A 20,628-nucleotide genomic window follows, 5' to 3' on the forward strand; every position below is an offset into this window, starting at 1 on the left:
CCTCCACACCGTAGTTCCGCCATGTTCAGGTAAGCACCGGTGTCCGGCCCGGTGAACGGCCGGCCCGGACCTCGCCCGGTGTTCGCCCCGCCACCGACCGGGCCGGACGGCCGCACCGGCCGGCCCTGGAGCCGTCCGGGTCCGTGCCCCCGCTCTGCCCTACGGCGCCCGGAAACCGGGTGGAGCTTCCCGCTCCGCCCTGCCTACAGTCGCGGGATGACCACACGAACCTTCCGCATCACCGTCCGCGGCGCCTTCGACGGCCTCACCGAAGCCCAGCGCGCCGCCCTCCTCGCCGGCGCCGCCGAACACGACGTCCTGCGCGCCGCGTTCACGCCCGAGGGAACGCTCACCTACGACATCGCCGCCCGGCCCGCCTTCGTCTTCCGCTTCTCCGCCACGGGCGAGAAGGAGGAGGACATCCTGGGGGCGACCGAACGGGCCGAGGAGACGGCCACGTCCTGGCTCACCGAGCGCGGCTACGGCTACAAGCACCTGCGGGCCACCGCCGAGGACCTCTCCCAGGCCCCCTTGGGCAAGCGACAGCGCCGCGCCGCCCGGGCGACCGGCTCCTGAAGCGCGGGCATAAACTTGAGCAGTCAAGGAGTCGGCAAGGGAAGGCGGACGCGATGAGCGAGGATGCGCTGGACGCGGCGCTGCGGCTGGTACGGGCCCAGACGGCGCTGGTACGGCGCTTCGACGCGCGGCTCGGCGGGCTGCACGGCGTCAGCCTCGCCGACTTCACGCTGCTGCTCCGGCTGGCACAGGCGCCCGGCGCCCGGATGCGCCGGGTCGACCTGGCCGAGGCGCTGGGGCTGACCGCCTCCGGGGTCACGCGCGGACTCGCTCCGCTGGAGCGGATCGGGCTGGTGACCCGGGAGCCGGACGCCCGGGACGCGCGTGTGGCGTACGCGGCGCTGACCAGGACGGGCCGGCGGCGGCTGACGGAGATGCTGGCCACGGCCCGGGAGACGGCCGCCGAGATCTTCGCCGCCCCGGACTGGTCCCCGGCGGACCTCGCCCGCCTCACGTCCCTGCTGACCCGCCTGGGCGGCACGGGCTTGAAGGGGGCCTGACCCGCGCCGACGGGACGCGCCCTGCCCGGCGGACGTACGCCGGGCGGGGTCGCTGAACCACCCGGCCCCGGCCGGCGTGCGCCGACGGGGGCACCGGACCACCCGGCCCGGCGGGCACGCGCCGGCGGGATACCGAACCCCCGCTCCGGCCGGCGTGCGTCGGCGGGACACCGGCCCACCCCGGTCGACGCTCCCCGCAACCCGCTGGCGCACGTCGACGGGACACCGGCCTACCTGGTCCAGCGCTCCCTCGTCCCCGCAGGCGCACACCGGCGGGGACGCTGAACCACCGGCTCGGGCGACGTGGGCCGACCGACCGCAAACCGCCCAGTCCGGCAGGCATACGCCGACAGGGACGCTGAACCACCCAGCCCCGGCAGGCATACGCCCACCGACCACTGAACCGTCCAGCCCCGCGGGCACGCGCCGGCGGGATACCGAACCCCCACCCCGGTCGACGCTCCCCGCAACCCGCCGGCGTACGTCGACGGGACACCGGCCCACCTGGTCCGGCGCTCCCTCGCCCCGCAGGCGCACACCGGCGGAAAACCGGCGCGCCCGGCCCGGTGCCTCGTAACCGGCCGCGCGCGTCAGGCGCCGTCGCCACCCGGTATCCACCCCTGGCGGCGCAGTACGGCGGAGACGTCCGGGGCGCGGTAGTGCTCGCCCTTGAGGACCTTGCCGTCGGCCCGGCGGGCGACCTGTCCGTCCGGGCCGAGCTTGCTCATGTTGGCGCGGTGGATCTCGGCGATCACCTCGTCGAGGTCGATGCCGTGCACCAGGGCCGTGCCGTAGGCCACGTACACCACGTCGGCCAGCTCGTGCGCGAGCCGGTCCAGCGGGCCCCGGACCGCGACCTCGGCGACCTCCTCGGCCTCCTCGGCGAGCAGTTCGCCCCGGTGGGCGGCCAGGCCGGGGTCCACCTCCGTCGGGGTGTCGCGGACGTCGAGGCCGAAGGCGCGGTGGAACTCGTGGACGAGACGGGCGGGCGAAGTGCTCATGCGGCGACTCTAACGGGCGGCACCGACAACGCCCCCCGGCGGCGGTCGCTGTGGCACCGGCCCTGGTCACCGCCGTGGCCCTGCTGGCAGGATCGCCGCATGTCCAAGACGTTCCCCCGGGTCGGCAGGCGCGCGGCGCTGCGCGGCGCGGCCGTCGGTGTCGTGGCCCTCGGGCTGCTGTTGTGGTGGCTGCTGCCGCTCGGCGAGAAGCCGCCGAGCGGGACGATCGTGTTCAGCACCGGTACGCCCCGCGGGGTGTACCAGGAGTACGGCGAGCGGCTGCGCACCGAGATGGGCAAGGACATGCCGGGGCTGACGGTGAAGCTGCTGAACAGCGCCGGTTCCCAGGAGAACGTGGAGCGGGTGGCGTCCGGGCGGGCTGACTTCACCATCGCGGCGGCCGACGCGGTGGCGGCGTACGGACTGCGGCAGGGCAAGGGGGCCGGGCGGCTGCGCGGGGTGGCCCGGCTCTACGACGACTACGTGCAGCTCATCGTGGCCCCGGGCTCGGACATCAGCGATGTCGCGGACCTGCGGCACAAGCGGGTGGCGATCGGACTGCCGGATTCGGGGGTGCGGCTGATAGCCGAGCGGGTGCTCCGGGCCGCCGGGATCGATCCGCGCAAGGACATCACCCCGGCCGGGGACGGCATCGACACCGGGCCGGCGCGGCTGCGGGAGGGGAAGATCGACGCCTTCTTCTGGTCCGGCGGCCTGCCCACGAAGGGGCTGGCCCCGTTGGCGCAGAAGGGCGCCTTCCGGTTCGTGCCGATCAACGACGACCTGGTCGCCCGGCTGCACGGCCAGGGCGAGTGGGCGCGCTACTACCGGTCCACGAAGATCCCCGAGTCGGCCTACCCGAACGTGCAGCGGGGGGCCGAGGTGCCGACGATCGCCGTGTCCAACGTGCTGATGACCCGTACGGACGTCGATCCCCGGCTGACCGAGTGGGTGACCCGCACGGTGATCAAGAGCCGGGACGGCATCGGCGCCCATGTCCACTCCGCCCAGCTGGTCGACCTGCGCACCGCCATCTACACCGGCCCGCTGCCGCTCCAGGAGGGCGCCCGGCGCTACTACCGCTCGGTGAAGCCCTGACGGACGACCGGCGTGCGCGGTACCGGGTGGGTTCGCCGTGCGCCGTGCGCCTAGCGCGCGCCCGGAGTCGGTTCGGTGGTCGGCGGGTGCCGTGGCACGCTGACGGTGACCCGTAGTCCGCGCGGCTCGTGGTGGGCGAAGTCGACCGAGCCGCCGCCCGCCGCGAGCAGGGCGCGGGTGATGGACAGGCCCAGGCCCGAGCCCTTGACGTTCTGGTGCCGGCCGCTGCGCCAGAACCGGTCGCCCACGCGCGCGAGTTCCTCGTCGGTGAGGCCGGGCCCGGTGTCCGTGACGACGACCGTGGTGGTGTCGCCGTCGGCGGAGACGGCGACCTCGACCGTGCCGTCCTCGGGGGTGAACTTCACGGCGTTGTCGATCACCGCGTCCAGGGCGCTGGACAGGGCGATCGGGTCGGCCCAGGCGGTGACGGGCGGGCAGTCGCCGGTCAGGCTCACTCCCTTGGCGCGGGCGGCCGGCGCCCAGGCGGCCACCCGTTCCCCGGCCAGCGCGCCGATGTCGGTCAGCCCCAGGTCGGCCTCGGCGTGCTCGGCCAGCGCCAGGTCGAGCAGATCGTCCAGGACCTGCGCGAGGCGCTTTCCCTCGGTACGGACCGAGGCGATCTCCGCGTTGCCCTCGGGGAGTTCGAGGGCGAGCAGTTCGATGCGCAGCAGCAGCGCCGCGAGCGGGTTGCGCAACTGGTGCGAGGCGTCGGCGACGAAGGCGCGCTGCTGCTCCAGCACCGCCTCGACGTTGTCCGCCATCTCGTTGAACGAGCGGGCCAGCCTTCTGAGTTCCGGCGGCCCGCCGGCCACCGCGACCCGGGATTTGAGCCGCCCGGTGGCGATGTCGTGCGTGGTGGCGTCCAGGACCCTGACCGGCTTGAGCACCCAGCCGGTGAGCCGGAGCGCGGCGCCGACGGCGAGCAGCATGGCCGCGATCTCCCCGGCGCCGATGACCAGCCAGCCGCGCAGGATCCGGGAACGCAGCTGCTCGGTGGGCGAGTCGGTGACCACGACGGCGACGACGTCCCCGTCCCGGATCACCGGTGAGGCGACGACGAGCCGGCTGTGCTGCCAGGGCCAGGCCTGCGGCGGGTCGTGGCTGCGCCGGCTGAGCAGTGCCTCGTCGAACGCCCGGCGTATCTCACCCGCGCGCGGGACGAACCAGTCGCCGGGCGCGTTGGCCATCGCCTCCGTACCGTTGCGGTAGAAGACGCCCGCGCGTATGCCGTAGACGTCGTAGTAGCTCTCCAGTTCGCTGCGCAGACTCGCCCGGCGCTCGTCCGTGGTGGTGCGCCGCGATCCGCCGGGCCCGTCGGTGACGAACTGGGCGAGCGCGGCGAACCGGGCCGCGTCGTCCATCCGGTCCACGACGACCCGTTGCTGCTGGGCGGCGGCCAGACTGCCGGCGAGCGGGATGCCGAGCGCGAGCAGGACGGCCGCCAGCAGCACGATGAGCAGCGGGAGGAGGCGTGTGCGCACCCGTCCCCGCTAGGCGGCCGGGGCGACGAGCCGGTAGCCGACGCCGCGTACGGTCTCGATCAGCGCGGGCTGGCGCAGTTTGGCGCGCAGGGAGGCGACGTGCACCTCCAGGGTGCGGCCGGTGCCCTCCCAACTGGTGCGCCAGACCTCGCTGATGATCTGCTCCCGCCGGAAGACCACGCCGGGCCGCTGCGCGAGCAGGGCGAGCAGATCGAACTCCTTGCGGGTCAGCTGGATCACCGCGCCGTCCACGCTGACCTGCCGGGTGGGCAGTTCGATCCGGACGGGGCCGAGCAGCAGGGCGCTCTCGCCGCCGGTGACGGGGTCCTCCTGGACGGTGCGGCGGCTGACGGCGTGGATCCGGGCGAGCAGTTCCCCGGTGTCGTACGGCTTGACCACGTAGTCGTCGGCGCCCAGGTTGAGGCCGTGGATGCGGGAGCGCACGTCGGCGCGGGCGGTGACCATGATCACCGGGGTGCTGGTGCGCTTGCGGATCTTGCCGCAGACCTCGTAGCCGTCCTGGTCGGGCAGGCCGAGGTCGAGCAGCACGACGCCGAAGCCGTTGCCCTCGGGGACGAGCGCCTGGAGGGCCTCCTCGCCGCTGCGCGCGTGGGTCACCTGGAAGCCGTGGCGCCCGAGGACGGCGGACAGGGCCGCGGCGACGTGGTTGTCGTCCTCGACGAGCAGCAGTCTCATTCCGGCCCCCTCCGGTTCAGCGGTCGTACGGTCTCGGTTTCCGTCGGTCTTGTAGATCACTGGCACGCGCGCGTGCACCATGGCAGTGACGCCGATGGAGGAGGACGGAGTCAAGGGGCTTCGGGTTGCCCGTCTCTTCCGTTATCCGGCCGATACGCGCGCGGACCCCAAGTGCTACGACACGTGTCCGATTGCTACCGGATCGTGATGCTCAGATCTCCCTCAGATGTGATGACGCAGGTCACAGGCTCTCACTACTGTCCTCGGAAACCCGAGGAGGACGGAGCCTGAGAGCGATGACCAAAGTAACGGTGGCCAAGGAAGACGTGGCCACGTCCGACGAACTGGTCGTCCTGAAGAGCGTCAACAAGCACTTCGGCGCGTTGCACGTGCTCCAGGACATCGACCTGACGATCGCCCGCGGCGAGGTCGTCGTGGTCATCGGGCCCTCCGGGTCCGGTAAGTCGACGCTGTGCCGCACCATCAACCGCCTGGAGACGATCGACTCGGGCACGATCACGATCGACGGCAAGCCCCTGCCGCACGAGGGCCGGGAGCTGGCCAGGCTGCGGGCGGACGTCGGGATGGTGTTCCAGTCGTTCAACCTGTTCGCGCACAAGACCGTGCTCGAGAACGTGATGCTCGGTCAGGTCAAGGTGCGCAAGGCGGACAAGAAGAAGGCCGAGGAGAAGGCCCGGTCGCTGCTGGACCGGGTCGGTGTGGGCACCCAGGCCGACAAGTACCCCGCCCAGCTGTCGGGCGGCCAGCAGCAGCGGGTCGCGATCGCGCGGGCGCTGGCGATGGACCCGAAGGTCATGCTGTTCGACGAGCCGACCTCCGCGCTCGACCCCGAGATGATCAACGAGGTCCTGGAGGTCATGCAGCAGCTGGCACGCGAGGGCATGACGATGATCGTCGTCACGCACGAGATGGGCTTCGCGCGGTCGGCCGCGAACCGGGTCGTCTTCATGGCGGACGGGCGGATCGTTGAACAATCCTCGCCCGACCAGTTCTTCAGCAACCCGCGCAGCGACCGGGCCAAGGACTTCCTGTCCAAGATCCTGCACCACTGACCGGCACGGCCCCCGCCGCCCGCGCCTCAGGGACTCGTTCCTCACCACTCAGAAGGATGTTCACGATGAAGCTCCGCAAGGTCACCGCCGCCTCGGCCGTCCTCCTCGCCCTGTCCGTGGCCGCCACCGCGTGCGGCGGCGGCAAGGACGACAAGGGTTCCGGCGGTGGCAAGACGATCACCATCGGCATCAAGTACGACCAGCCGGGCATCGGCCAGAAGACGCCGCAGGGTTACTCGGGTCTCGACGTCGACGTGGCCACCTATGTCGCCGGGAAGCTCGGCTACAAGGAGGACCAGATCGAGTGGAAGGAGTCGAAGAGCGCCGACCGCGAGACCATGCTCCAGCGCGGTGACGTCGACTTCATCGTCGCCTCCTACTCGATCACCCCGGAGCGCCAGAAGCTGGTCGACTTCGCCGGCCCGTACCTGCTGGCCCACCAGGACGTGCTGGTCCGCGCGGACGACACCTCCATCAAGTCGGCGCAGGACCTGAACAAGGCGCGGCTGTGTTCGGTCACCGGCTCGACCTCGGCGCAGAACGTCAAGGAGAAGCTGGCCCCCAAGGCGCAGCTCCAGAAGTACCCGACGTACTCCGCGTGCCTGACCGGTCTGCAGAACAAGGCGATCGACGCCCTGACCACGGACGACTCGATCCTCGCCGGCTACGCCTCGCAGTCCCAGTTCAAGGGCAAGTTCAAGCTCGGCGGCCTGAAGATGACGAACGAGAACTACGGCATCGGCGTCAAGAAGGGCAGCGACCTCAAGGACAAGATCAACAAGGCCCTCGAGTCGATGGTTTCCGACGGTTCCTGGCAGAAGGCCGTGGACAAGAACCTCGGCCCGGCCGGCTACAAGAACGAGCCCGCCCCGAAGATCGGCGACATCAAGAGCTGAGGCAACGCCCGGCGGGTGCGCCGTCCGTGAGGGCGGCGCACCCGGGCATCCCTACACGCGGAAGCGCGGGAGAACGTGTTCGACTTTCTTGACGACTACGACGTACTGGGCGCCTTCTGGACGACGGTGCAGCTGACCTTGCTGTCCGCCGTGGGCTCCCTGATCTGGGGCACCCTGCTGGCCGCCATGCGGGTGGGCCCGGTGCCGTTGATGCGCGGCTTCGGCACCGCCTACGTGAACATCGTGCGGAACATCCCGCTCACGGTGATCATCCTGTTCTCCTCGCTCGGCCTGCACGACACCCTGGGCATCAGCCTGGGTGCCGGCGACATCGTCGACAAGGCCAACTTCCGGCTGGCCGTCCTCGGACTGATCGTCTACACGTCGGCCTTCGTGTGCGAGGCGATCCGGTCCGGCATCAACACGGTGCCGGTCGGCCAGGCGGAGGCCGCGCGCGCCATCGGCCTGAACTTCACCCAGGTGCTGTTCCTGGTCGTGCTGCCGCAGGCGTTCCGCGCGGCCGTCGGCCCGCTGGCCAACGTACTCATCGCGTTGACGAAGAACACGACAGTGGCGGCGGCGATCGGCGTCGCCGAGGCGGCACTGCTGATGAAGGACATGGTCGAGAAGGAGGCGCAGCTGCTGCTGATCTCCGCGATCATCGCCTTCGGCTTCTGCTGCCTGACCCTACCGACCGGCCTGATCCTCGGCTGGGTGGGCAAGAAGGTGGCGGTGAAGCGATGACTTCGGTCCTGTACGACGCCCAGGGGCCGCGCGCCAAGCGGCGCAACATCCTCTACACGGTGGTCTTCCTCGCCGCGCTCGCGGCCCTCGTGTGGTGGGTGTACTCCGCCCTGGACGAGAAGAACCAGCTGGACTGGGCGCTGTGGAAGCCCTATCTCGGCGGCGGTACCGAGGCGTACTCGACGTACATATGGCCCGGTCTGCAGAACACGCTGGAGGCGGCGGCGCTGTCGATGCTCCTCGCGCTGCCCCTGGGTGCCGTCCTCGGCATAGCGCGGCTGTCGGACCACGTCTGGGTGCGGGTGCCGGCGGCGGTCGTGGTGGAGTTCTTCCGCGCGATCCCCGTCCTGGTCCTGATGATCTTCGGTCTGGCGCTCTTCGCCCAGTACACCGACGTGAGCTCGGACGACCGTCCGTTCTACGCGGTCGTCACCGGCCTGGTGCTGTACAACGCGTCCGTCCTCGCCGAGATCGTCCGCGCGGGCATCCTCTCGCTGCCGAAGGGCCAGTCCGAGGCGGCCATGGCGATCGGCCTGCGCAAGGGACAGGTGATGCGGACCATCCTGCTGCCGCAGGCGGTCACCGCGATGCTCCCCGCGATCGTCAGCCAGCTGGTGGTCATCGTGAAGGACACCGCGCTCGGCGGTGCCGTCCTCACCTTCCCGGAACTGCTCGCCTCCGCGAACACGATGAGCGCCTACTACGGCGCCAACACCATCGCCTCCTTCACGATCGTCGCCGTGATCTACCTGATCATCAACTTCTCGCTGACCACCTTCGCGAGCTGGCTGGAGGGCCGGCTGCGGCGGCGCAAGAAGTCGACCGGCGCGGTGCTGAGCGTCGACGACACGGCCGGCATCCCCGGCCACGCGGGCACCGGAACCTCGGCCTGACGGCCGGTCAGACCCGAACGCACCACTCGGGGGCAGCGGCATGATCGCCACTGCCCCCGGTCGCTTGACGCGAACTCTGCCAATGGGTTGCATACGTTTTGTGATCGTGCACCCCGCTCCTCCTTCCTGTTCACTTGTCTCCGTCAGGGCATCGTCACGGGCAGGGGGCGTCGCACCATGGACCCGGTGATCATCATCGGAGCGGGACCCGTCGGCCTCACGCTCGCCCTGCTGCTGACCCGTCAGAACGTGCCCGTCGTCGTCCTGGACGAGGGTCCCGGCAAGGACGAGCCCCGCCCGGCGCGCACCGTCGTCCTGCGCGAGGACACGGCCGCCCTGCTGGAACGGCTGACCGGGCTGGCGCTCGACGAGCACGGTGTGCGCTGGGCCGGATGGCGGTCCGTCAGGCGCAAGCAGGTGATGACCGAGATCGCCTTCGCCGAGGACGATCCCGCCGCCCCCCTGCACATCGCCCAGCACATCGTGACGAACGCCCTGCGCGCGGCCCTCGCCGGCGAGCCGCTGGCCGAGGTGGCCACCGACAGCCGCCTGGACGCCGTAGAACAGGAGCGGACCGGCGTCACCGCGCACACCCGCGCCCCGAAGGCGGCCTGGTGGCGCGGCAGTTACCTGGTCGGCTGCGACGGCCCCCGCTCGACCGTGCGCAAGCTCCAGGACATCCGCTTCCCCGGCCGCACGGCGGTGGAACGGCACGCGGTGGCCGCACTGCGGACGGAACTTCCGTGGGACGGCCATGCGTTGCTCCACCGGATGCCGCCGTGGAAGTCGTCCGGACCCTCGGCCGGGGAGGTGACCGCCCGTCCCCTCCCGGACGGCGCCTGGCGCCTGGACTGGCTGCTGCCGCCGGGCAAGGACCTGGTCACGCCCGAGGTCGTGCTCACCCGCATCCGCGAGACCCTCACGGGCTGGACGGGCAGTGACGCACCGGCGTACGACCTGCTCGACACCGGTGTCCACACCGTGCACCACCGGCTGGCCCGCCGGTGGCGCGCCGGCCGGGTCTTCCTCGCGGGGGACGCGGCGCATCTGCTCGGCGCGTTCGGCACCCAGGGGCTCGACGAGGGCCTGCGGGACGCCGACAACCTCGCCTGGAAGCTGGCCACGGCCTGGCACCACGGCCCCCGCGAGGCCCTGCTGGACAGCTACCAGACCGAGCGGCGCGCGGTGGTCGCCGCCCGGCTGCGCGCCGCCGACCAGGCGCTGCCGGTACTGCGCGGCGGCGGACTGCGCGGCATCGTCCCGGGCGCGGCCCGCGGGCAGGACGCGCAGTTCACCGACGGCCACCTGGGACGCGGTGCGCTGGGCACGCCCGGCGACCACGCCGGCTCGCCGCTCACGCCCCCGCGCCTGGAGGCGGCGATCCCCGTCGGCACCCCGCCCGGCGCCCAGGTGACCGACGTGCGGGTCACGGCGGAGGACGGCTCCTTCGTCCGGCTGCGGGACCGGCTCGGCCGCGGCGCGCTGCTGGTCGTACTGATCGCGCCGGGTACGGGGGTGTGGGACCGCAAGCACTGGGTGTCCGCCGGCGTGATGCCCCGGCTCGCGGCGGCCGTGACCGCGCTGCCGCACCCCGCCGAGCTGCTGGTCGCCGAGAGCTACCCGGGCGCCCCGGCGCACAGCGTGCTGCTGGTACGCCCCGACGGCCACCTGGTCACCGCGCTGAGCGGGGTCCGCCCGGCCGACCTGTACACGGCGGCGGAGGCCACGTTGGGGGGCTCGGCACCGGAGACGGAACCGGTGGCGGAGGAGGCGCGGGAGCAGGAGCAGGCGCAGGAGCGGGAAGAGCAGCCGATGAGTGAGCGGGCGGCGACGGCGGAAGCGGGCTCGGGCCTGCGCTGACGCTCAGCGCGGGGCGGGCCGGGAGAGATCCGGCTCCGGGCCCGACTCCGCGCGGGGAACGCCCCGTGGAAGCCGGGGGCTCCGGGTTCGGGGGCGCCGGGCGCCGCAGGAGAGGCGTCGTCCTTTCCTGGGCGCGCCGGGCACGGAGCGGAAGACGCCCACTCCCACGCGCGCCGCGCACCGCGTAGAAGACGCTCGCTCCCGCACGCGCGGGGTCCTCGCGGCAGACCCCCGTCCCCACAGGCGCCGGACGCCGGCATCGAGGCCCCCGATCCATCCGCCGGGGCGGACGCCCGCTCGTCGGGGCGGCCTGACGGCACTTCGTGCACGGGTCCCGCGCCGGACGCCGACACCAAGGCTTTCGCATTCCGGCCCGCGGCGGGCGCGCGAACGAAGGCCCCCAAGCCTGCCCCGGCGAGCGCGGACGAAGGCCCCCGAACCCGGGCCGCGCCGGCGCGAACCAAGCTGCCCGGCCCCGACCGCGCCAGCGCGAACCAAGCTGCCCGGTCCCCAGACGCGCCAAGCGCGGACCAAGGTCCTCAAGCCCCACCCGCGCCCGGCGCTGCGCGGGTGGCGTTCGCCTCCGGCCTGCGCCGATTCCGCGCTCCCGGTCTCCGTCCACGGGGTGACACCCGGTTGACCGGGGTGGGCCGGCATGCTGTACTCCCGATCGTGACCGACACCTACGTGCGCCTGTGGCGGAGGGTCCACATGGACCTCGTCCGCTACGCGGGCTGCGTGTGTCGTCCGTCCTGCTGAATTCGCCTCTCTTCCTCACCGGGCGCCGTCGCGCGCCCGTTTTCCGCGAACTTCCAGGACGGTGCCCGTGTCTGTCCCCTCCTCCCTGCCCTCTTCTGTGTCCACCGCCGCCACGCCGCCCACGCAGGCGGACCTCCTCGACTTCGTCCGGCGTACGGCAGCCGACGCCGAGCTGATCGCCTCCCTCCCGCTCGACCCGGAGGGCCGCACCTGGGTACGGCTCAAGGGGCCCGGCGGCAGCGAGGCCTGGCTGATCGGCTGGCCGCCCGGCACCGGCACCGGCTGGCACGACCACGCCGACTCGGTCGGCGCCTTCCTCACCGCCTCGGGCGAGCTGACCGAGAACTCCCTCGCCGCCCGGCTGCCCACCGACGGCTGGAAGACCCTGGAACTCACCGACGGCGTGGACCGCGTACGCCGGCTGCCCGCCGGACAGGGCCGCGCCTTCGGCCGCCACCATGTGCACGAGGTCCTCAACGAGTCCACGGAGCGACACGCGATCTCCGTCCACGCCTACTACCCACCGCTCCCCCACATCCGTCGTTACAGTCGCAGCGGCCAGGTCCTGCGCCTGGAGCAGGTCGAACGCCCGGAGGACTGGCAGTGAGCGACACCGGCGAGCATCTGACGGCGACCGGAACGGCAGGCGAACGGCCGCCCGGCATCGACGAGGTCCTGCAGCGGGTCCGCGCGGGTTACCGGCGCATCGAGGCGCGGGAGGCGCACGAGGCGGCTCTCGCCGGTGACGCGCTGCTGGTCGACATCCGGTACGCGGCCCTGCGCGAACGGGACGGGCTCATCCCGGGTGCCGTCGTGGTCGAGCGCAACGAGCTGGAGTGGCGCCTCGACCCCCAGGGCAGCCACCGTCTGCCCGAGGCCACCGGACACGACCTGCGCGTCGTGGTGATCTGCAACGAGGGGTACGCCTCCAGCCTCGCCGCCGCCTCCCTCCACCAGCTGGGCCTGCACCGGGCTACGGACCTGGTGGGCGGTTTCCAGGCGTGGCGGACGGAGGGCCTGCCGGTGGAGCCGGCGACGGCCTGAGGGCAGCGACAGGCGCCGCGGACGTGAGTACGCGGCGCGGTCGCCGGTGCGGACATGGATACGCGGCGCGGTCGCCGGTGCGGACATCGGTACGCGCCGCGTTCACCGGTACGCGCCGCGGTCGCCGGTGTCACTCCTTCGCCGTGGCGACCGTCACCGCCCGCACCCGCAGCGCCATGCGTCCCGGCACGGCGCCGGCCACCAGCGCGAGAACGCCGGCGAACCCGACCACGCCGACGTACAGCAGCGGGGTGACCGTGGGCGCGGCCCGGCCCGTCATGCCGAGGCTGAACGCGGTGAGCACGGCGAGGGCGATCCCGCTGCCGAGGGCGGTGGCGAGGAACAGCACGGACAGCGTCTCGGTGCGCAGCATGCGCAGGACCTGCCGCCGGGTCGCGCCGGCGAGGCGGAGCAGCGCGAACTCCCGTACCCGCTCGGCGACCGACATGGCGAGCGTGTTGCCGACGGCGATGGCGGTGAAGGCCAGCACCAGCCCCATGGCGAGGTAGTTGACCTCGGCGTTCGTCTGCTCCCGGTCGGCCTGGAGGGCATCGGCGGCGGCCGGTGAGAGGACCCGCACGCCCGGGAACTCACGCAGGGTGGCCGCCAGTTCTCCCTGTGTGCGTCTCGTGCCGACGAGGACGGAGGAGGCGAGCGGGTTGTCGACGTGGCGGGCGACGAGGTCGTGGTCGAAGGTGAGGTCGCCGAAGCCGAGCCCCTTGGCGTAGACGGCGGCGACGGTGAGCGTGGCGGGCGTGCCGTCGCCGAGCGTGACCTTCAGGGTGCCGCCCGGCGTCAGATGCTGCTGGTCGGCGGCCACTTCGCTGACGGCGACGGTGCCGGGGCCGAGCCGGCCGAGGGAGCCGGCGGTGACCTCGGGGTCCCAGGTGCGGGTCAGGCCCGCTGGGGTGACGCCCTGCGCGGGGTACTTGTCCAGGCCGACGCGGACGGTGGTGCGGACCACCTCGGTGACCGTGTCGTGCCGCGCACGCAGCCGCTCGGCGGCCTCGCCGGGGACGCCCGGCCCCTGGGCGGCCACGACCCAGTCGGCCCGGACGCCTTCGCGGACCTGGGTACGGGCGGCGTCCCCCAGCGTGGCCTGGACGAACAGAACGGTGCAGGTCATGCCGACGAGCAGGGTCAGAGGCGTGACGACGGAGGCCATGCGGGCGGCGTTCCCGCGCAGGTTGGCGGTGGCGAGCCGGCCGCCGTGCCCGGTGAGCCGGAGCGGGCCGGCGAGCAGCAGCACGGCGGCCCTGACCAGGAGCGGACCGAGCAGGGCCACGGAGGTGGACAGGACGACGACGGCGAGGAAGGTCACGGGAGTGGAGGCGGGCTCGGTGCGCAGGGAGGCGAGGACGACGACGAGGACGACTCCGCCGGCCAGGAGCAGCAGCCCGGCGGCGATCCGGCCGAGGGCGGGCCGGGCGCGCTCGGTCCTGGCCTCGGCCAGGGCCTCGGCCGGGCGGATCCGGGCGATCCTGTGACCGGCGATCCGGGCCGCCGCCCAGGCGGCGAGCAGGGTCGCGGCGAACGCCACGAGCGGCGGGAAGACACCGACGGCCGGTTCGAGCGTGTCGGGTACGGCGCCCAGCGCCACGAACCGGGAGTACAGCCACCCGCCCAGCGGCAGCCCGAGCAGTGCGCCGGCCGCGCCCGCCGCCGCGCCGACGATCAGCGCCTCCCGGCCGAGCAGCCCACGGATCTGTCCGGAGGTCGCGGCGATGGCCCGGAGCAGGGCGAGTTCGCGGTGGCGCTGCTGGACGGTGAGCGCGAAGGTGCCGACGACCACGAGCACCGCGACCAGCAGCGAGGTGCCGCCCATCGCCCCGCCCATGCTGATCAGCCGGGTGCGGGCGGCGGCCGCGTCCAGGAACTCGACGGGCCCGCGGGCGTCGCCGGTGCCGACCCGGGCCGTGGTGCCGTGCAGCGCCCGCGCCACGGCCCGGCGCACCCGCTCGGGGTCCGCCCCCTTGTCCGGCAGCACGCCGAACGCGGTGACCTGTCCGGGGTGCGCGGCCAGCCGGCGGGCCTCGGCGGCGGTGAAGAACAGGGAGGTCTGGTGGCGCACGGGGGTGGCCGGGGTGGCGATTCCGGTGATCCGGTAGCTCCGCGGGGCCCGCGTGGACTGCACGGTGAGCCGGTCGCCGGGCCGGAGCCGGGCCCGTGCGGCGAGATCGGCGTCGATGACGAGGTCACCGGAGGCCGTGGGCGCGCGGCCCGTGGTCAGCCGGTACGGGGTGAGCGCGGCGGAGTCCCAGGCATGGCCGTAGCCGGGACGGCCGCCGGTACCGGCCGGGGTCGACGGCTGGGCGAGGAAGGTGAGCTCGGGGACGACCCGGGCCACGCCGGGGACGCGGACGAGCCTGTCGCGCAGTTGCCCGGGCAGCCAGGCGCGCTCGGCGAGGGGCTTCGCCTTGTGCTTGACCTTGGTCTTGCCGTGCTTGTGCTTGACGGTGGTCCGGTGCACCTGCTGGTCGGCGCTGACCACGACGGGGGCGGCGGCATAGCGCTCGGTACGGATGGTGCCCCGCAGGCCGGTGTCGAGGAGGGTGCCGCACGCGGTGATCAGGGCCGCCGCGCACATCAGGGCGAGGAAGGCGCCGAGAAAACCGGCCTTCCGGGCCCGGACGGTCCGCAGGGCGTATCGCAGCATCATGGGGACGGGCTCTCTTCTGTTGTACGCGCGCACGCGGCGGTCGCGTGCGCGGGGCGCGCGTAACAGAGTCGCCGGTCAGGGGGTGGAAGAGCACTGCGGCGACCTGGCGTCCCGGCAGGGGGCACCCCACCCTCGGCGAGCTGGGGTTAGCCCCACCCCCACGCCCACCCCGGCACCAGCAGCCACGTCGGCTGAACGCTGAGCGCCCGGTCCGTCCCCTGGCTCAGAAGTTCCCGTCCCCGAGGAACTCGGTGTCCTCGCCCTCTTCCTCCAGCGCCTGGCGGACGACGCGGAGGGCCATGCCCTCGGGATAGCCCTTGCGGGCGAGCATGCCCGCGAGGCGGCGGAGCCGCTTGTCACGGTCAAGGCCACGGGTGGCCCGCAGCTTGCGCGCGACGAGTTCCCGGGCGGTCGCCTCCTCCTGCTCGGAGTCGAGCTGGGCGACGGCGTCCTCGATCAGCGCCGAGTCGACGCCCTTGGTCCGCAGTTCCCGGGCGAGGGCGCGGCGGGCGAGTCCCCGCCCGTGGTGCCGGGACTCCACCCAGGCGTCCGCGAAGGCGCCGTCGTCGATGAGCCCGACCTCCTCGAACCGGTCCAGCACCTCCTGGGCGACGTCCTCGGGGATCTCCCGTTTGCGCAGGGCGTCCGCGAGCTGCTTGCGGGTGCGCGGGGTCCCGGTGAGCAGGCGCAGGCAGATCGCCCGGGCCCGCTCAGCCGGGTCCCCTGAAGACTCCCCCCGCTCGTCCCTCGCCGAGGAGGGGGAGCCTTCGTCCGCACCGGGCGCGTCCCCGAAACCGCGCCGCCGGCCACGCCCGCGGCCCCCGCCCCGCGCGCCACCGGTTACCCCGGGGCCCCGGCCACGGGGTGAACCGCCCCCGTACGGCTCACCACCCGCGTCGCCTGCGTCCGGGCCACCGTCGCCCCCGTACCCGCCGGTGCCGTCGAAGGGACCGGATCTTCCGTAGGCGTCGGGGCCCTCGTCCTCCCGCCGCCCTCGGTACCGCTCGCGTCCCCCGGGCCCGCCACGCTCGCCGTACTCGCCGTAGTCGCCGTCCAGGTGTCCGTCGTCACCGTCCGAGGCGGAGTCCGGGCAGCCCCCGGTGCCCCTCCCCCGTGGGGCACCGGGGAGGGCGTACTCGTACTCGGCCCAGTCGGTTCGGCGCGTCACGGGTCAGCTCTTGGCCGCGGCGGCCTTGGGCTTGGTGGCCTTGGCGGCTGCCGGGACGGCTGCGGACTTGGCGGCGTCTCCCGCCGCGGTGGTGACCGCCGCGTCGGCGCCCGGCTCGGCGGCGGGCTCCTCCGGCCGGACTCCCACGCCCAGCTTCTCCTTGATCTTCTTCTCGATCTCGTTGGCCAGGTCGGGGTTGTCCTTGAGGAAGTTGCGCGCGTTCTCCTTGCCCTGGCCGAGCTGGTCGCCCTCGTACGTGTACCAGGCGCCGGCCTTGCGCACGAAGCCGTGCTCCACGCCCATGTCGATCAGGCCGCCCTCGCGGCTGATGCCCTGGCCGTAGAGGATGTCGAACTCGGCCTGCTTGAAGGGCGGCGCGACCTTGTTCTTGACGACCTTGCAGCGGGTGCGGTTGCCGACCGCCTCCGTGCCGTCCTTCAGGGTCTCGATGCGGCGGATGTCGATGCGCACCGAGGCGTAGAACTTCAGCGCCCGGCCACCGGTCGTGGTCTCGGGGGAGCCGAACATCACGCCGATCTTCTCGCGGAGCTGGTTGATGAAGATCGCGGTGGTCTTGGACTGGTTGAGCGCGCTGGTGATCTTCCGCAGCGCCTGGCTCATCAGACGGGCCTGCAGACCGACGTGGCTGTCGCCCATCTCGCCCTCGATCTCCGCGCGCGGGACGAGCGCGGCGACCGAGTCGATGACGATGAGGTCGAGGGCGCCGGAGCGGACCAGCATGTCCACGATCTCCAGCGCCTGCTCGCCGTTGTCCGGCTGGGAGAGGATCAGGTTGTCGATGTCGACGCCGAGCTTGCGCGCGTACTCGGGGTCGAGGGCGTGCTCGGCGTCCACGAAGGCGACCTGGCCGCCTGCCTTCTGCGCGTTCGCCACGGCGTGCAGGGTCAGGGTCGTCTTGCCGGAGGACTCCGGTCCGTAGATCTCCACGACACGGCCGCGCGGCAGGCCACCCACGCCGAGGGCGACGTCGAGCGCGGTCGAGCCGGTCGGGATGACCTCGATGGGCTCCTTCGACCGCTCGCCCATGCGCATGACCGCGCCCTTGCCGAATTGCCGTTCAATCTGCGCGAGCGCGGCGTCGAGCGCCTTCTCGCGGTCGGTTCCTGCCATGGGTTCCACCCGGTTTGCTTGAGTCGATCGCTTCACGTCAAAGACGCTAACGCCTGCCACTGACAATGCGCCCCGACGCAGGCCCGGCCTGTGGATAACCAGGGGACATTTCCCGGAATATCGGGGCAAAGACCCCAACCAACAGCCTCGCCTGAGACCCCATAAGAATGGATGTTCGATTTTTGTGTCAAGCGGACCCGGACCGTCCCGGCTCAGGGCCACAGCGCCGGCGCGAAGCACGCCGGCACACCGCAGAGTGCGAGCCGGACCGCCCCGAGACCACGGTCCCCGAGCCCCGAGCAAGCCCGCCACCTCAAGCCCGCCACGGCGTCCGCCGGCAGCATGAGAAACAGGAGACCCTACGGCTGTTCCCGCCCGCCGGGGCGGCGGCCGGACCACAGGTCTCGTGCGCGTGTGAGCGCGCCGGGACCGGACGGTGTCCTGCTGCGGTGCCCGTGCACCCGGGGGTCGTCCGTGACGGCGTACCGCTTCACGTACGCCCCGAGGAACGCCTGGAGGGTGGCCACCGCCGGGATGGCGATCAGCGCGCCGACCGCGCCCAGCAGCGCGGTCCCGGCGATGACCGAGCCGAAGGCGACCGCCGGGTGGATGTCGACGGTCTTGGCGGTCAGTTTGGGCTGGAGCATGTAGTTCTCGAACTGCTGGTAGATCACGACGAAGCCCAGGACCCACACCGCGTACCAGGGGTCGACGGTGAACGCGATCAGCATCGGCAGCGCGCCCGCGAGGTAGGTCCCGATGGTGGGGATGAACTGGGAGACCAGGCCCACCCAGACCCCGAGCACGGGCGCGTACGGCACGCCCATGACCTCCAGCAGGATGTAGTGCGCGATCCCGGAGATGAGCGCCATGAGACCGCGCGAGTAGAGGTAGCCGCCCGTCTTGTCGACGGCGATCTCCCAGGCGCGCAGCACCTCGGCCTGGCGCGCGGGCGGCAGGACGGAGCACAGGGATCGCCGCAGCCGGGGGCCGTCCGCGGCGAAGTAGAACGAGAACAGGCCGACCGTGAGCAGCTGGAAGAGCCCGCCGAGCACCTGGGCGGACACGTCGAGGACGCCGGCCGCGCTGTTCTGCACGTATTTGCGCAGCCAGTCGGAGTGGAGCAGACCCTCCTGGATGTCCACCCGCTTGAGTTCGGTGTGGAAGGTCTGGTTGGTCCAGTTGATCAGCGAGTCGAGGTACTCCGGGAAGCCCTCGATCATCTTGATGATCTGGCCGGCCAGCATCGAGCCGAGCAGGGTGACGAACCCGGCTATGACGATGGTCAGCCCGAAGAAGACCAGGAAGGTGGCGAGCCCCCTGCGCATGCCACGGGCCGCCATCCGGCTCACCGCCGGCTCGACCGCGAGGGCCAGGAAGAACGCGATCAATATGTTGATCAACAGTCCCGTCAGCTGGTGGAAGGCCCAGCTGCCCAACTGGAACGCGGCGATCAGCGCGAGCGCGAGCACCATGGCGCGGGGCAGCCAGCGCGGCATCCGTCCGCCCGGCGCGACGGCGCCGTCGAGCGGGGGCCGGCCGGGCGGGATCGTCGCGGCCGGTGCTGCCTGCCGGACGGACGGCTCGCCGTCCTCGGCGGTGGGTGCCAGGAATTCCTCGTCAGTGGGTGCCACTCGCCCAGTCTCACCCACACCACCGACAACCGGGGCCCGTGCGCGGTCCTCGCGACGGATCGGAACCGTACTGTCGATTTTCCGACCGACATCAGCAACAAATCAGGCGGTCCGGCGTCTGTGGCACACCCGGAGTCCCGGGCGGCCCGTCAGCGCCTCTCGCCCGGCACGTCCATGACCGCGCAGACCACGCGCCACACGTCCTTGGCCGCCCAGCCCGCGTCCAGCGCCTCGTTCACCGTGCGTCCGCCCAGTTCGGACATCACGTGATCGCGCGCGAAGGTTTCGGCGTACCCCGGACCGAAGTGTTCCGCCATTCGCTGCCAGAAGACCGTCAACCGCATGACTCCAGTATCCCGCCCCCGGGGGTGGGCCTGCCCCGGAGCGCCTGCCAAGGCCGCTTCGCGCCCTACGGTCTGACCCATGGCAGATTCAGGAGTCTCCCCACTCCCCTCCACGCCCCCGGCGCGCTCCCCGCTCTTCCGCGCCGAACAGTTCATGTGGCTCACCGCGCGCGTGCTGGAGCAGCGTCTCTTCGCCTACCACTTCCTGCACGGCTGCCCGGACGCCGTGGAAACGGCGCTGGACGCCTACCGCAACGAGGACGGCGGGTACGGGCACGCGCTGGAGCCCGATCTGCGCGGGCCCGTCAGCCAGCCGTTGCACACCGCGCGCGCCCTGCGCGTGCTGGACGCCGTCGGGCGGTGCGGCGGGCAGCGGGTGGAGCGCGTGTGCCGTTATCTGACCTCCGTCTCCACCCCGGACGGCGCCCTGCCGGCGGTCCATCCCGGCCAGCGCGGGTATCCGACGGCGCCGTTCCTCACGGTCGTCGACAACCCGCCCAGCGAGCTGCTGTCCACCGGCCCGGTGGTCGGGCTGCTGCACCGCAACGAGGTGTGGCACGCCTGGCTGTTCCGGGCCACCGACTACTGCTGGCAGGCGGTGGAGACCCTGGAGAAGTCCCACCCCTACGAGGTCCAGGCGGCCGTGGCCTTCCTGGACTCCGCTCCCGATCGTCCGCGCGCCCAGGCCGCCGCCGACCGGCTGGGCCGCCTGGTGCGGGAGCAGCGGCTCGCGGCGCTGGACCCGGACCGTCCCGACGCGTTCCCGGTCGCCGCCGGCTACGCCCCCGGGGAGCACCACTTCCCGCACGACTTCGCCCGGAGCCCGGACTCGCTCGCGCGCGCGTGGTTCACGGACGACGAGATGGCGCGCTCCCTGGACCACCTGGCCGCCGGGCAGCAGGAGGACGGGGGCTGGCCCGTCACCTGGCGGCACTGGGCTCCGGCGCCCACGCTGGAGGCCCGCCCCGCGGTGACGATCGAGGCCCTGCGCACCCTGCGGGCCTACGGCCGCTTCGTGGGCTGAGCCACCGGCCCCGGGCCCTGCCCCGCCCCGCCCCGACGGGCAGGGCC

At 72.6% G+C, this 20,628-nt stretch carries 20 protein-coding genes; 12 read left to right on the top strand and 8 right to left on the bottom strand.

The features are described from left to right. Positions 1–216: 216 nt before the first annotated feature. Together IE251_RS29810 and IE251_RS29815 are read left to right on the top strand one after the other, a co-directional pair. A complete protein-coding gene (locus tag IE251_RS29810) occupies positions 217–576 on the top strand; it encodes a DUF6204 family protein (RefSeq protein WP_189756097.1) in 360 nt (119 codons plus the stop codon). A gap of 53 nt (positions 577–629) precedes the next feature. Next, a complete protein-coding gene (locus tag IE251_RS29815) occupies positions 630–1,076 on the top strand; it encodes a MarR family winged helix-turn-helix transcriptional regulator (RefSeq protein ID WP_189756098.1) in 447 nt (148 codons plus the stop codon). A 590-nt stretch (positions 1,077–1,666) separates the two neighbouring features. On the opposite strand, the gene IE251_RS29820 is transcribed toward IE251_RS29815, so the two are convergent. Beyond that, positions 1,667–2,077: a pyrophosphohydrolase domain-containing protein gene (locus IE251_RS29820; protein WP_189756099.1), complete on the bottom strand. Its 411-nt coding sequence runs from the start codon at positions 2,075–2,077 to the stop codon at positions 1,667–1,669. 99 nt (positions 2,078–2,176) lie between these two features. Here IE251_RS29820 and IE251_RS29825 point away from each other — a divergent pair, with 99 nt between their 5' ends. Next, entirely contained in the window at positions 2,177–3,175 is a 999-nt protein-coding gene (locus IE251_RS29825) for a TAXI family TRAP transporter solute-binding subunit (RefSeq protein WP_189756100.1), read from the top strand. Between the two features lie 50 nt (positions 3,176–3,225). On the opposite strand, the gene IE251_RS29830 is transcribed toward IE251_RS29825, so the two are convergent. Together IE251_RS29830 and IE251_RS29835 are read right to left on the bottom strand one after the other, a co-directional pair. Beyond that, positions 3,226–4,656: a sensor histidine kinase gene (locus IE251_RS29830; protein ID WP_189756101.1), complete on the bottom strand. Its 1,431-nt coding sequence runs from the start codon at positions 4,654–4,656 to the stop codon at positions 3,226–3,228. Between the two features lie 9 nt (positions 4,657–4,665). Next, positions 4,666–5,352: a response regulator transcription factor gene (locus IE251_RS29835; protein ID WP_030785519.1), complete on the bottom strand. Its 687-nt coding sequence runs from the start codon at positions 5,350–5,352 to the stop codon at positions 4,666–4,668. A 296-nt stretch (positions 5,353–5,648) separates the two neighbouring features. Between IE251_RS29835 and IE251_RS29840 the strand changes: the two genes are divergently transcribed. The 8 genes from IE251_RS29840 (at position 5,649) to IE251_RS29870 (ending at position 12,621) form a co-directional block, all read left to right on the top strand. Continuing rightward, positions 5,649–6,425 (top strand): amino acid ABC transporter ATP-binding protein, encoded by a 777-nt coding sequence (locus tag IE251_RS29840; protein ID WP_030785522.1) that lies wholly within the window; start codon positions 5,649–5,651, stop codon positions 6,423–6,425. A gap of 65 nt (positions 6,426–6,490) precedes the next feature. Further along, on the top strand, positions 6,491–7,321 hold the full coding sequence (locus tag IE251_RS29845) for a glutamate ABC transporter substrate-binding protein (protein WP_189756102.1): 831 nt from the start codon (positions 6,491–6,493) through the stop codon (positions 7,319–7,321). Between the two features lie 75 nt (positions 7,322–7,396). Further along, positions 7,397–8,065, top strand: coding sequence for an amino acid ABC transporter permease (locus IE251_RS29850; protein WP_189756103.1), 669 nt, complete (start codon positions 7,397–7,399; stop codon positions 8,063–8,065). Further along, positions 8,062–8,958 carry an amino acid ABC transporter permease gene (locus IE251_RS29855; protein ID WP_189756104.1) on the top strand — a complete coding sequence of 299 codons (897 nt, stop codon included), beginning with the start codon at positions 8,062–8,064 and terminating at the stop codon, positions 8,956–8,958. Before IE251_RS29850 ends, IE251_RS29855 begins: the two co-directional genes overlap by 4 nt. A 177-nt stretch (positions 8,959–9,135) precedes the next feature. Then, positions 9,136–10,818 carry an FAD-dependent monooxygenase gene (locus tag IE251_RS29860; RefSeq protein ID WP_189756105.1) on the top strand — a complete coding sequence of 561 codons (1,683 nt, stop codon included), beginning with the start codon at positions 9,136–9,138 and terminating at the stop codon, positions 10,816–10,818. 687 nt (positions 10,819–11,505) lie between these two features. Next, on the top strand, positions 11,506–11,577 hold the full coding sequence (locus IE251_RS42200) for a putative leader peptide (protein ID WP_309544753.1): 72 nt from the start codon (positions 11,506–11,508) through the stop codon (positions 11,575–11,577). A 67-nt stretch (positions 11,578–11,644) separates the two neighbouring features. Continuing rightward, entirely contained in the window at positions 11,645–12,184 is a 540-nt protein-coding gene (locus IE251_RS29865; RefSeq protein WP_189756106.1) for a cupin domain-containing protein, read from the top strand. Next, positions 12,181–12,621: a rhodanese-like domain-containing protein gene (locus IE251_RS29870; protein ID WP_229897001.1), complete on the top strand. Its 441-nt coding sequence runs from the start codon at positions 12,181–12,183 to the stop codon at positions 12,619–12,621. Before IE251_RS29865 ends, IE251_RS29870 begins: the two co-directional genes overlap by 4 nt. Positions 12,622–12,751: 130 nt before the next feature. Here IE251_RS29870 and IE251_RS29875 read toward each other — a convergent pair whose 3' ends face one another. The 5 genes from IE251_RS29875 to IE251_RS29895 form a co-directional block, all read right to left on the bottom strand. Then, positions 12,752–15,280 (bottom strand): ABC transporter permease, encoded by a 2,529-nt coding sequence (locus IE251_RS29875; protein ID WP_189756107.1) that lies wholly within the window; start codon positions 15,278–15,280, stop codon positions 12,752–12,754. Positions 15,281–15,503: 223 nt separating this feature from the next. Then, positions 15,504–16,448 carry a recombination regulator RecX gene (gene recX, locus IE251_RS29880; protein ID WP_189756108.1) on the bottom strand — a complete coding sequence of 315 codons (945 nt, stop codon included), beginning with the start codon at positions 16,446–16,448 and terminating at the stop codon, positions 15,504–15,506. A 3-nt stretch (positions 16,449–16,451) separates the two neighbouring features. Further along, a complete protein-coding gene (gene recA, locus IE251_RS29885; RefSeq protein ID WP_189756109.1) occupies positions 16,452–17,579 on the bottom strand; it encodes a recombinase RecA in 1,128 nt (375 codons plus the stop codon). A 359-nt stretch (positions 17,580–17,938) separates the two neighbouring features. Beyond that, complete coding sequence (locus IE251_RS29890; protein WP_373302069.1) at positions 17,939–19,078, bottom strand: AI-2E family transporter; 1,140 nt, start codon at positions 19,076–19,078, stop codon at positions 17,939–17,941. A gap of 284 nt (positions 19,079–19,362) precedes the next feature. Continuing rightward, on the bottom strand, positions 19,363–19,557 hold the full coding sequence (locus IE251_RS29895) for a DUF3046 domain-containing protein (protein ID WP_145487455.1): 195 nt from the start codon (positions 19,555–19,557) through the stop codon (positions 19,363–19,365). A gap of 79 nt (positions 19,558–19,636) precedes the next feature. Between IE251_RS29895 and IE251_RS29900 the strand changes: the two genes are divergently transcribed. After that, entirely contained in the window at positions 19,637–20,581 is a 945-nt protein-coding gene (locus IE251_RS29900) for a hypothetical protein (RefSeq protein ID WP_189756110.1), read from the top strand. Positions 20,582–20,628: the final 47 nt, after the last annotated feature.

The sequence above is a fragment of the Streptomyces eurythermus genome (genome assembly GCF_014649115.1).
GTDB lineage: Bacteria > Actinomycetota > Actinomycetes > Streptomycetales > Streptomycetaceae > Streptomyces > Streptomyces eurythermus.